The organism is Ornithinimicrobium avium, assembly GCF_003351765.1.
GTDB lineage: Bacteria > Actinomycetota > Actinomycetes > Actinomycetales > Dermatophilaceae > Ornithinicoccus > Ornithinicoccus avius.
In genome coordinates this window covers 1,432,789-1,444,338 of record NZ_CP031229.1, presented here as the reverse complement: position 1 = coordinate 1,444,338, position 11,550 = coordinate 1,432,789, and the positions used below count along the sequence as shown (strand labels likewise).

Annotated in this window: 8 protein-coding genes; 5 read left to right on the top strand and 3 right to left on the bottom strand. The window is 72.5% G+C overall.

The window, feature by feature from the left end; translation table 11 throughout:
* Positions 1 to 46: 46 nt before the first annotated feature.
* Both DV701_RS06495 and secA read left to right on the top strand, forming a co-directional pair.
* Entirely contained in the window at positions 47 to 3,760 is a 3,714-nt protein-coding gene (locus DV701_RS06495) for an ExeM/NucH family extracellular endonuclease (protein WP_162802852.1), read from the top strand.
* 130 nt (positions 3,761 to 3,890) lie between these two features.
* A complete protein-coding gene (secA, locus tag DV701_RS06490) occupies positions 3,891 to 6,611 on the top strand; it encodes a preprotein translocase subunit SecA (RefSeq protein WP_114927588.1) in 2,721 nt (906 codons plus the stop codon).
* Positions 6,612 to 6,670: 59 nt separating this feature from the next.
* Here secA and DV701_RS06485 read toward each other — a convergent pair whose 3' ends face one another.
* Both DV701_RS06485 and DV701_RS06480 read right to left on the bottom strand, forming a co-directional pair.
* Positions 6,671 to 7,294: an Rv3235 family protein gene (locus DV701_RS06485; protein ID WP_114927587.1), complete on the bottom strand. Its 624-nt coding sequence runs from the start codon at positions 7,292 to 7,294 to the stop codon at positions 6,671 to 6,673.
* Positions 7,291 to 8,121, bottom strand: a complete 831-nt coding sequence (locus tag DV701_RS06480; RefSeq protein ID WP_114927586.1) for a LysM peptidoglycan-binding domain-containing protein — start codon at positions 8,119 to 8,121, stop codon at positions 7,291 to 7,293. The genes DV701_RS06485 and DV701_RS06480 overlap by 4 nt, the downstream gene beginning before the upstream one ends.
* A 160-nt stretch (positions 8,122 to 8,281) precedes the next feature.
* Between DV701_RS06480 and DV701_RS06475 the strand changes: the two genes are divergently transcribed.
* On the top strand, positions 8,282 to 8,842 hold the full coding sequence (locus tag DV701_RS06475; RefSeq protein WP_114927585.1) for a hypothetical protein: 561 nt from the start codon (positions 8,282 to 8,284) through the stop codon (positions 8,840 to 8,842).
* 66 nt (positions 8,843 to 8,908) lie between these two features.
* Here the strand turns inward: DV701_RS06475 and DV701_RS06470 are convergent, their stop codons facing one another.
* Positions 8,909 to 9,130, bottom strand: coding sequence for a helix-turn-helix domain-containing protein (locus DV701_RS06470; protein WP_114927584.1), 222 nt, complete (start codon positions 9,128 to 9,130; stop codon positions 8,909 to 8,911).
* A gap of 158 nt (positions 9,131 to 9,288) precedes the next feature.
* On the opposite strand from DV701_RS06470, the gene DV701_RS06465 reads away from it, so the two are divergent.
* Complete coding sequence (locus DV701_RS06465; protein ID WP_114927583.1) at positions 9,289 to 9,987, top strand: hypothetical protein; 699 nt, start codon at positions 9,289 to 9,291, stop codon at positions 9,985 to 9,987.
* Complete coding sequence (locus DV701_RS06460; RefSeq protein ID WP_114927582.1) at positions 9,984 to 11,453, top strand: AAA family ATPase; 1,470 nt, start codon at positions 9,984 to 9,986, stop codon at positions 11,451 to 11,453. The genes DV701_RS06465 and DV701_RS06460 overlap by 4 nt, the downstream gene beginning before the upstream one ends.
* The last annotated feature ends 97 nt before the right edge of the window (positions 11,454 to 11,550 follow it).

Here is an 11,550-nt window from a genome sequence, read left to right as displayed (position 1 = left end):
GTGCGACGCTGCGCCCACCCCTCCCCGAATGAGAAGGACCCGTGCAATGAGGCATTCCTCCCGGCCAAGAACGGGCGTCGCGGTGGCAGGAGCGGTAGCGCTCCTGGCCAGCGTTCTGACCCCGATCGCGGCGACCGCCGCAGACGGCGACGTCTTCATCAGTGAGATCCACTACGACAACGCCAGCACCGACGTCGGTGAGGCGATCGAGGTGCAGGCCCCGGTCGGTTCGGACCTGACCGGCTGGTCGGTCGTGCTCTACAACGGGGACAACGGCGCCGTCTACGACACCGACGCCCTCACCGGCACCGTGCCGGACGCAGGGGTGGTGGTCGTCAACTACCCGGAGAACGGGATCCAGAACGGCGCGCCGGACGGCATCGCCCTGGTGGACGCCGCAGGCGGAGTGGTGGAGTTCCTCTCCTACGAGGGCACCATGACCGCGCTCGGCGGGCCGGCCGACGGCCGGACGAGCACCGACATCGGCGTCCAGGAGGGTTCGTCGACACCGGTCGGCCACTCGCTGCAGAAGATCGACGGCGTCTGGACCGGCCCGGCAACCTCCAGCTTCGGCATGATCAACGGGGGTGGAGGAGGGGCCGACCCGGGGCCCGTCTCCGCGTTCATCAGCGAGATCCACTACGACAACGCCAGCACCGACGTCGGTGAGGCGATCGAGGTGCAGGCCCCGGTCGGTTCGGACCTGACCGGCTGGTCGGTCGTGCTCTACAACGGGGACAACGGCGCCGTCTACGACACCGACGCCCTCACCGGCACCGTGCCGGACGCAGGGGTGGTGGTCGTCAACTACCCGGAGAACGGGATCCAGAACGGCGCGCCGGACGGCATCGCCCTGGTGGACGCCGCCGGCAACGTGGTCGAGTTCCTCTCCTACGAGGGCACCATGACCGCGCTCGGCGGGCCGGCCGACGGCCGGACGAGCACCGACATCGGCGTCCAGGAGGGTTCGTCGACACCGGTCGGCCACTCGCTGCAGAAGATCGCCGGCGTCTGGACCGGCCCGATCGCCGCGACCTTCGGCATCCGCAACTCGGAGGGCGGCGGCGAAGACCCCGGAGACCCCGGCGCCCAGGTGTGTGACGTCACGGACCTGACGCTCGTCGGCGCGGTCCAGGGCAGCGGGGCCTCCACGCCGATGCCTGGCGCGTCGGTGACCGTGCGCGGCACGGTCGTGGGGTACTTCCCCGACTTCAAGGGCTTCTTCCTCCAGGACGACGGTGACACCGACCCCGCCACCTCGGACGGCATCTTCGTCTTCACCGACGGTCCGGCTGACGTCTCGGTCGGTGACGAGGTCGCCGTGACCGGGACCGCCAAGGAAGCTTTCACCGTGACCCAGCTCGCCGACCCCAGCTACGAGGTCTGCGCGTCGGAGACGCAGCTGCCGGAGCCGACCGAGGTGACGATGCCGCTGGTCGACCACGAGCCGTACGAGAGCATGTACATCACCTTCCCCCAGGACCTGGCGATCCAGGAGTACTACGGCTACGGCCGGTACGGCGAGATCGTCCTCGGTCTCGGCGACGACATGCTGCGGCAGTACCAGCCGACCGCCGTCTACGAGCCCGGCTCGGCCGAGGCGGCCGCCCTGGCGGAGTACAACGCCGCCAACCGGATCACCCTGGACGACGGGCTGAGCGGCCAGAACCCGGCCTTCCTGCGGCACCCGAACGGTGAGGCATTCACCCTGGACAACCGCTTCCGCGGCGGGGACCTGGTGACCGACGCGACCGGCGTGCTGGACTACCGCTTCAACCTGTGGCGGATCCAACCCACCGAGGGCGCGACCTACACCGCGGCCAACCCGCGACCTGCCGTCCCGGAGGTCGGCGGCACCACGACCGTGGGGTCGTTCAACGTGCTGAACTACTTCACCACCCTGACCTCGCAGGACCCGAACGCGCGCGGTGCGGACACGCCGGAGGAGTTCGCGCGTCAGCAGGCCAAGATCGTCGCTGCCATCAACGCCATGGACGCCGACGTCGTCGGCCTGATCGAGATCGAGAACAACGGCGACGTCGCGGTCAGCGCCCTCGTCGAGGCGCTCAACGCGGCCGCCGGTGAGGACCGCTGGGACTACGTGCCCACGGGCAAGATCGGCACCGACGCCATCACCACGGCGTTCATCTACCAGCCCGAGCTGGTGGAGCCGGTCGGTGACTTCGCGATCCTCGACTCCACCGTCGACGCACGCTTCCTGGACGACAAGAACCGGCCGGCGCTCGCGCAGACCTTCGCCGATCTGGAGAACGACGGACAGGTCACCGTGGTCGTCAACCACCTGAAGTCCAAGGGCTCGGCCTGCGACGACGTCGGTGACCCGCAGGACCCGGACGGCCAGGGCAACTGCAACCTCACCAGGACGAACGCGGCCGACGCCCTCGGCGACTGGGCGAACGGCGACCCGACGGAGACCGGCACCGACGACGTGCTGATCATCGGCGACCTGAACTCCTACGACAAGGAGGACCCGATCGACGCCCTGAAGGCAGACGGCTTCTCCGACCTGCTCCTGGAGCACGTGGGTGAGTTCGCCTACAGCTACGTCTTCGACGGCATGCTCGGCTACCTGGACTACGCCATGGCCAGCGCGTCGCTCGACGACAAGGTCACCGGAGCGCAGGCGTGGCACATCAACGCCGACGAGCCCAGCGTCCTGGACTACGACATGTCGTTCAAGCCGCCGGCTCAGGACGTCCTCTGGGCGCCGGACGCCTACCGGTCCAGCGACCACGACCCGGTCCTGGTCGGGCTAGAGCTGGGCGTGGTCGCCCCGCCCTCGGTCGAGGTCGACCGTTGGGGCGGCGACGACCGCTACGGAACGGCCGCGAAGGTCGCCGAGCAGTTCGGCGAAGTCAACACGGTCTACGTGGCGTCCGGCCTGGCCGCCGCGGACGCGCTCGTGGGCGCCTCGCCGGCCGCCAACGGACTGCTCCCCGAGGGCATGGCCGGCATGGCCAGCGCTCCCGACGGCTCGGCTGCGCCGGTCCTGCTGACCAGGACCGACCGGCTGCCTGCCGCCACGGCCTCGCTGCTCGAGGCGATCAGCCCGGCCGACATCGTGCTGCTCGGCGGGACCTCCGCGGTGAACGCCTCGGTCGAGACCGAGCTCCAGCAGTACGGCGACGTCGTCCGGGTGCCGGGTCAGGACCGGTACGACACCGCGGCGATGCTCGCTGACCTGTTCGACCCGGCCGGTCAGGACGTGGTCTTCCTGGCCGCGGGCAACCAGGGTGCCTTCGCCGATGCGCTCACGGGCTCGGCGGCGGCCGGCAGCCTCGGCAGCCCGGTGCTGCTGACCCGCACCGACCGACTCCCTGCCGCGACGGCGGACGCCCTGGTCGAGATGGACCCCTCGCGGGTGGTCGTCCTCGGTGGCGAGTCGGCGGTGACGGACGCGGTCCTGGACCAGGTCCGCGCCGCCGTCGACTCCGACATCGAGCGGATCTTCGGAGATGACCGCTACCAGACGGCAATCGCTGTCTCCACGAGGTTCGTGGAGTCCAGCGACGTGGTCCTGGTGGCCTCGGGCCGGAAGTTCCCCGACGCCCTGACGGGTGCGGCCTACGCCGGTGCGGTCGATGCGCCGGTGCTGCTGACCCGACCGGATGAGCTGCCGGCCGGCCTGCTGGCCGAGCTCGACCGGCTGGCTCCGAGCCGGGTCGTGGTTCTCGGCGGGACGACAGCCGTCTCCTCCGAGGTCCAGCAGGCGCTGGAGGACTGGGCCGCACAACCCTGATCCTCTCCGTGACGGGGTGCGGGTGACCACAGGTCGCCCGCACCCCGTCCGCCGTCCCTGCGCCACCCCATACCTCCGTGCGGCCCCCGGCTGTGCGCGTCCTGGCAGGACGGCCGGTTAGCCTAGGCGGGTGGCAAACCTCTTCGAGAAGATCCTGCGCGCCGGCGAGAAGTCCGCGCTGCGCCGCCTTGAGAACATCGCCAAGCAGGTCAACGCGCTCGAGAGCGACTTCGAGGGCCTGACCGACGCTGAGCTGCGCGAGGAGACCGACAAGTTCAAGCAGCGGCTGGCGGACGGGCAGACGCTGGACCAGCTCCTGCCCGAGGCTTTCGCGGCCGTGCGCGAGGCGTCCAAACGGACCATCGGCAAACGGCACTTCGACGTCCAGCTCATGGGCGGTGCGGCGCTGCACCAGGGCAACGTGGCCGAGATGCGCACCGGTGAGGGCAAGACCCTCGTCGCCACCCTGCCGTCCTACCTCAACGCCCTCACCGGCAAGGGCGTCCACATCATCACCACCAACGACTACCTCGCCCAGTACCAGTCCGAGCTGATGGGCCGCGTCCACCGCGCCCTCGGCCTGGAGACCGGCGTCATCCTGTCCAAGATGACGCCCGCGGAGCGCCGCGAGCAGTACGCCATGGACATCACCTACGGCACCAACAACGAGTTCGGCTTCGACTACCTGCGCGACAACATGGCGTGGTCGATGAAGGACCTCGTCCAGCGCGAGCACAACTACGCGATCGTCGACGAGGTCGACTCGATCCTCATCGACGAGGCGCGCACGCCGCTGATCATCTCCGGGCCGGCCGACCAGGCGACCAAGTGGTACACCGAGTTCGCCAAGCTCGTCCGGCGGCTGCAGCGCGGGGAGGCCGCCGACCGGTTGCGGGGGATCGAGGCCTCCGGCGACTACGAGGTCGACGAGAAGAAGAAGACGGTCGGCGTCCTGGAGCAGGGGATCGAGAAGGTCGAGGACTACCTCGGCATCGACAACCTCTACGAGTCGGCCAACACACCGCTCATCGGCTACCTCAACAACGCGATCAAGGCCAAGGAGCTCTTCGACCGCGACAAGGACTACGTCGTCATGGACGGCCAGGTCATGATCGTCGACGAGCACACCGGACGCATCCTGCCGGGCCGCCGCTACAACGAGGGCATGCACCAGGCGATCGAGGCCAAGGAGGGGGTCGACATCAAGAACGAGAACCAGACCCTGGCCACGGTGACCCTGCAGAACTACTTCCGCATGTACGACAAGCTCGCCGGGATGACGGGCACCGCCCAGACCGAGGCGGCCGAGCTGCACCAGATCTACAAGGTGGGCGTGCTGTCGATCCCCACCAACATGCCGATGATCCGCAAGGACCAGTCCGACCTCGTCTACCGGACCGAGGACGCGAAGTTCAAGGCCGTCGTCGACGACATCGCCAGCCGCTACAAGATGGGCCAGCCGGTCCTCGTCGGCACGACGAGCGTGGCGAAGTCGGAGCACCTGTCCGAGGCGCTGCGCCGGCGCGGCGTCAAGCACGAGGTCCTCAACGCCAAGCACCACGAGCGGGAGGCCTCGATCGTGGCCGAGGCGGGTCGCCGCGGCGCGGTGACCGTGTCGACCAACATGGCCGGACGAGGCACCGACATCATGCTCGGGGGCAACCCCGAGTTCCGTGCGGTGGCGGCGCTCAAGGCGCAGGGACTCGACCCGCACGAGACGCCCGAGGAGTATGAGGCGGCCTGGGACCGGGCGCTCGAGCAGGCCGAGCGCTCGGTCGCCGCCGAGCACGACCAGGTCACCGAGCTCGGAGGCCTGTACGTCCTGGGCACCGAGCGGCACGAGTCCCGCCGCATCGACAACCAGCTGCGTGGACGCGCCGGACGTCAGGGCGACCCGGGCGAGAGCCGCTTCTACCTGTCCCTCCAGGACGACCTGATGCGGATGTTCAACGCCGCGATGGTCGACCGGGTCATGGCGACCACAGGCCTGTCCGACGACGTGCCGATCGAGTCACGGATGGTCTCCCGCTCGATCGCCAGCGCGCAGTCGCAGGTGGAGGCCCAGCACTTCGAGACCCGCAAGAACGTGCTGAAGTACGACGACGTCCTCAACCGTCAGCGTGAGGTCATCTACGGCGAGCGGCGCCGGGTGCTCGAGGGGGAGGACCTGCAGGAGCAGATCCGCATCTTCATCAACGACGTCGTCACCGACTTCGTCACCGCTGCCGGCGGCTCCGGGATGGCCGACGGGCTGGACCTCGAGCAGCTCTGGACCGACCTCAAGCAGCTCTACCCGGTGCAGGTGAGCGTCGAGGAGATCGTGGAGCAGGCCGGTGGCCGCAACGCCGTGTCGACCGACCTGCTCGTCGAGGAGCTCACCTCCGACGCCCAGCACGCCTACGACGAGCGCGAGGAGGAGGTCGGCGCGGAGACGATGCGCGACGTCGAGCGCAGGGTGGTGCTCCAGGTCCTGGACCGCAAGTGGCGCGAGCACCTCTACGAGATGGACTACCTCAAGGAGGGTATCGGGCTGCGCGCCATGGCCCAGCGCGAGCCGCTCGTGGAGTACCAGCGTGAGGGCTACCAGCTCTTCCAGGCGGTCATGGAGGCCATCAAGGAGGAGTCGGTGCGCTTCCTCTTCCGCGCCGAGATCAAGCCGGCGGCCGAGCCCGAGCCGCAGCCGCAGCAGCAGCTCACCTTCCTCGCGCCCGGCGAGGACGGCTCCGCCGAGGCCCGCCGGGTCCGTGCCGACGGCAGCCTGCCCGAGGAGGACGGCGCCCCCGTCCAGTCCTCGTCGTCGGCGCCGACCGGCAACCGGGCGGAGCGGCGCCGGGCCGAGCGCAGCCGCTGACGCGGGCGGACGGGCGTCGTCCGGCCCGCTCGCTCGCTCCCGTGCGACCTTGCGGCAGCTCAGCCGACCTCGAGAGCGCTGATCAACCAGCGCCCGTCCACACCCGTCATCCGCAGCGCCATGGCCCGGACCTTGCCCTCGGCCCAGACGACGGCGGAGATCTCGCAGACCCCCTCGGCGGGGAAGGTCGGGTGGATGGAACGCACCACCGGTGGCCGGGTGGTGCGCCGCCCACGCCGCCGGGCCAGCAGTCCCCGCCGGCGGGCGCGGTCCCGTATCTCGGGGGTCACCCACCGGGAGAGCTGGTCGGCCCGACGCGTGCCGTCGTAGGTCTCCAGGAGCGCCTGGACCATTCGCCTGGCCCAGGCCGTGGCCTCGGGCAGGTCCGGGGTCGCGGTGGGCTGAGGACCGAAGAAGGCGTCGTCGTCGGGGCCGGGGCGCAGGTCGACGGGCAGGCGCCCCTGCACGAAGGGGGAGGGCGCCGGGGGCTCGGCCCCGCCCCAGTCCAGCCCCTCGGACGCCGGGTCGGTGCTCGGGGCCGGCAGCACGCGCAGGACCGGTGGTGCGGTGCGCGGTGCATCACCGCTGGCCGGCGCGGAGCCCGTCCGCGGCAGGGTGCCGGGGCTGGCCAGGGCGCTGGTGCCCTCGACGACGGCCGTGCCGGTGCCCGGTGCGGTGCTCACCGGTCGCCCTCCTCGGTCGGTGCCACCAGCTGCTGGCCGGGCCTGATGAGGTCGGGGTCCTCGCCGATCGTGGCGCGGTTCGCGGCGTACCACCGCGGCCACGCCTCGGCGACGTCCTGGTCGGTGGCCCGCTCGCCCAGGGCACGGGCCGCGATGTCCCACAGGGTGTCGCCGGCATGGACCACGACCACCTCGTCCGCAGCAGGTCGCGATGCGCCCGGAGCGGTGCTGACCAGGCCGACCTCGCCGACCGTGCCCGTGCGAGGTGAGCGTGCGGCGGCCGTCGGGGTCCATCCCGGCACGGGCACCTCGACGGCACCGACGTCATCAGCAGTCGATCCCATCATGGTCGTGACCCCCGAGCGTGCGGGCATCGCCGAGCCTGAGGGGACCGGGGAGGTCGCCGCAGCGACGCCCGGCGCGGCCTCTGCGAGCCCCGCGGACCGTGCGACCGGCACGGACTGCGCAGTGGCCACCGGGGCAGCGGAGACCGCGCCCGCCTGCGCCGCGCCCAGGGTGGCGGCCAGCAGCAGGCCCGCCGTGAGCCGGCCGGTCAGCCCGCCGCGTGCTCCGACCTGCCGCCCGCGGACCGCGTCTGCCGCCAGGGCGATGGTCGCCCTCGCCAGCAGGAGAGCAGCCCAGCCGGCGACGGCGGCAGCCGCCGCGCAGACAAGCGCGGTGAAGGACTCCTCGACCGCGACCGTCCTCAGCGCTCCGGGCCAGTGGGCGACCGTCCCGCTCGCGAGCCACCACGCGAGCCATCCCGTCGCGACCGTCGCCGCTCCGCCCAGAGCGGCCGCCCTTGCCGACGCCCCGACCATGGTCATCACCCCTTCGTGCACCGTGCCCTAAGGCTTGTGCGTTCATTTGCGTACGTTTGCGTGTGATGACGGCAATCTACGTCCGTTCGATCGCGGATGGCAACCTGGGTGGGCGAGCTGTGGACGGAACGGAGGCGAGCGGGGCCGGGCCTGGCACGATGGGGCCATGCGCTGGGAGAACCTGTTCGCCGACCTCGCCGCCCAGCAGGAGCAGCTCGAGCGGCGGGAGCGAGTGCTGGAGGTGGCCGAGCACACCCGGGCCGAGCGCGGCCAGGTGCAGCTGCTCGCCCGTCTGGTGGCCGCGGAGGGCAGCACGCTGCGGCTGGGTGTCGTCGGCGTCGGGCGGGTCGAGGCGCTGCTGCGCGACACCGGCACCGACTGGCTGCTGCTCGACCACGGAGGTTCGCTCGAGGGGCGGGGCCGGGAGGCCATCGTGCCGCTCGCCGCCGTCGCCTCCGTCGACGGTCTGCCCCGGAGGGTGGCCACGGACCAGGAGGCCGGCCGTCGTCTCGGGCTTGCCTCGGCACTGCGGGCCGTGAGCCGGGACCGGGCGGTGGTCCGTGTCCACGACCGCTGGGGCGACCACCTCAGCGGCACGATCGACGCTGTCCTGGCCGACCACCTCGACCTGAGCCGGCACGCGGACGACACCCCGCGGCGGCCCGCGGCCGTCCGTGGCCGGGTGAGCCTGCCCTACGCGGCGCTGGCGATGGTGCGCCGGCTCTGAGCGGGGCCGGGCCCGACGGCCGGGACCGGATGAGCCGTCGGACGGGCTCCTCGCCGCGGGCGGCGGTCAGTCCAGCTCGGTCGATCCCTGACGGATGCTCTCGCGGGTCTGGGCGTACATCCGCTGGATGTAGGCCTCGAGCTCCGAGCTCTCCACGCGCCAGACGCCCCGTCCCCCGAGCTTGACGCCGAGGAGGTCCCCGGAGCGGACGAGGGCCTTCACCTGCGACAGGGAGACGTTGAGGGTCTCGGCGACGTCGGTGAGGGTGAGGAAGCGAGGTGCGGGCACGTCCGGGGTCCTTTCGCAGACTTGACCAGGATTTTACCGATTCCTGGCCCACTCTTGACCTGCCTGTGGACAAGATGGGTGGTGCCGCGTGCGCGACGGGTAGCGTGCCGCCGACCAGGGGACCCGAGGGGCGTCCCGAGCCACACCCAGGAGTGACCATGCTGATGCCCGCCACGAGGCAGACGACCACGGACGCGAGCGTCGCAACCAGGAGCGCCCGACGGCTGCGCCGGCCCGGCTGGCGCGACCTGCGGCTGGTCGTGGGGCTGCTGCTCGTCCTCCTCTCGGTCGCGGGCGGGATCCGGCTGGTGGGGAGCCTGGACGACACGACGCCGGTCTACGCCGCAGCCCACGACCTGCTGCCCGGCCAGCAGGTGGGCGCCGACGACCTCGTCACCGTGCACGCGCGCCTGGGCGACCAGACCGCCAGCTACGTCGACGGGTCGGCGCCGCTGGCGCCGGGCACCCACCTGGTGCGCCAGGTGGGCCAGGGAGAGCTGGTCCCCGCCAGCGCGCTGGGGACCGCGCGGCAGGCGCTGGACAAGTCGGTCGGGGTGCCCGTGGACACCGTGGCAGCGCGCTCACTGGTCAGCGGGACGACCGTCGACGTCTGGGTCAGCCACCGGGACGACGAGGCGGTGGGGGAGAGCTATCTCGACCCGGAGCTGCTGCTCGCCGGGGCGCTGGTGGACTCCGTCCCGGCCCAGACCAGCGGGCTGGGCGCCGGCCTGGGGCGCACCGCCGTGCAGGTCGTCGTGCCTGCCGACCAGGTCGGTAGGGTCATCGCGGCGGTCGACCAGGACGCGCGCATCACGCTCGTGCCCTCGCCCCGTCCGGACGCAGGCTCCGGCCGGTGAGCCTGCCGCTGCTCACCGCCGTCGCGCCCCGCTGGGAGGCCGCGCTGGCCGGGCTGCTCGACGCCTCGCGCCGGGTGCACGTCGCCCGCCGCTGCGCCGACGTCGCCGAGCTGCTCGGCGTCGCGGCCGCCGGGACCGGACGGCTGGCGGTCGTCTCGGCCGACCTGCGCGGCCTGGACCGGTCGGTGGTGGAGGACCTGCGCGGACATGGCCTGCTCGTCCTCGGTGTGCACCCGCCCGAGGACGAGGCTGCCCGACGGCTGCTGCTGCGCTGGGGCGTGCCCGTCGTGGTCCCGGCCGACGTCGCGGCGGCCGGCCTCGATGAGGCGCTCCGGCTGCTGCTGGAGGAGTCCGAGGGCGTCGGACCGGCGGACGACGAGCGCACCGACGCGCAGGTGGCACGGCGTCGGAGGGGGGCCGGGTCGGCCGTTCCCGCCCCGACCTCGGACCTGGACGCCACGACGACCGGTGGCACGACCGGGGGCGAGGTGCCCGCCACCGGTCAGGGGGGCCGGCCCGAGGGCGCGCGGACCGCAGATCCCGACGGGCCGCCCGGAGCACCCGAGGACGCCCATGCCGGGCCCGACGACGAGCCGGACGCGCAGGGTGAGGTCGTCGTCGTGTGGGGACCGACGGGCAGCCCCGGGCGCACGACGCTCGCGGTCAACCTCGCCGTCGAGCTGGCCGACCCGCTCTCCCCGACGGTGCTCGTGGACGCCGACACCTACGGGGCCAGCGCGGCCCAGGTGCTGGCCGTGCTCGACGAGGTGCCCGGCGTCGCCGCAGCCGCCCGGGCCGCCGACCAGGGCACGCTGACGCGCGGGGGGCTGGCCCAGCTGGCGCCGGAGGTGCGACCGGGACTGCGCCTGCTCACCGGTCTGCCCCGCGCCGACCGCTGGCCCGAGGTGCGAGACGTGGCTCTGGCCGACGTCCTGGACCGCTGCCGCGCCCTGGCGCGGTGGGTCGTCGTCGACGTGGCCGCGCCGGTGGAGCAGGACGAGGACCTCTCCTTCGACACGACGGCACCGCGCCGCAACGGTGCCACGCTCACCGCCCTGGAGGCCGCGGACCGCGTCGTGGTGGTGGGCACCGGTGACCCCGTCGGGCTGCAGCGGCTGGTCCGCGGCCTCGACCTGCTGACCGGGGCCACCACGGCTCCGCGCACGGTCGTGGTCACCCGCGTGCGGCCCGGGCCGGTCGGGCCCGAGCCCGGTCGACGCATCCAGGAGGCACTCGACCGGTTCGCCGCGGTCGGCCCGGTGCACCTGGTCCCCGAGGACCAGGACGCCCTCGACACCGCCCTCCTGCACGGCCGGGCCCTGGTCGAGGTGCGTCCCCGCAGCCCCGCCCGGCTCGCCATCGCCGAGCTGGCCAGGCACCTGGCCGGACCCGAGGCCGCGCCCGTCCCCGGACGCGCCGCGGGCCGTCGTCGCCCCTGGTGGGGGCGGCGCACCGCGACCGCCTGAGCGCACCGCACGGCGCCGTCGCAGGTGCTGCCGCCGTCTGAGACGATGGTGGCGAACAGGGCCACGGACACGGCCGTCCAGGCCGACGGTCGGAAGG

Excerpts from the sequence above, each read along its gene's own strand:
- DV701_RS06475 (WP_114927585.1), top strand. The coding sequence starts at position 8,282 with ATGCGCTGGGAGAACCTGTTCGCCGACCTCGCCGCCCAGCAGGAGCAG.
- DV701_RS06480 (WP_114927586.1), bottom strand. The coding sequence starts at position 8,121 with ATGACCATGGTCGGGGCGTCGGCAAGGGCGGCCGCTCTGGGCGGAGCG.
- DV701_RS06495 (WP_162802852.1), top strand. The coding sequence starts at position 47 with ATGAGGCATTCCTCCCGGCCAAGAACGGGCGTCGCGGTGGCAGGAGCG.
- DV701_RS06465 (WP_114927583.1), top strand. The coding sequence starts at position 9,289 with ATGCTGATGCCCGCCACGAGGCAGACGACCACGGACGCGAGCGTCGCA.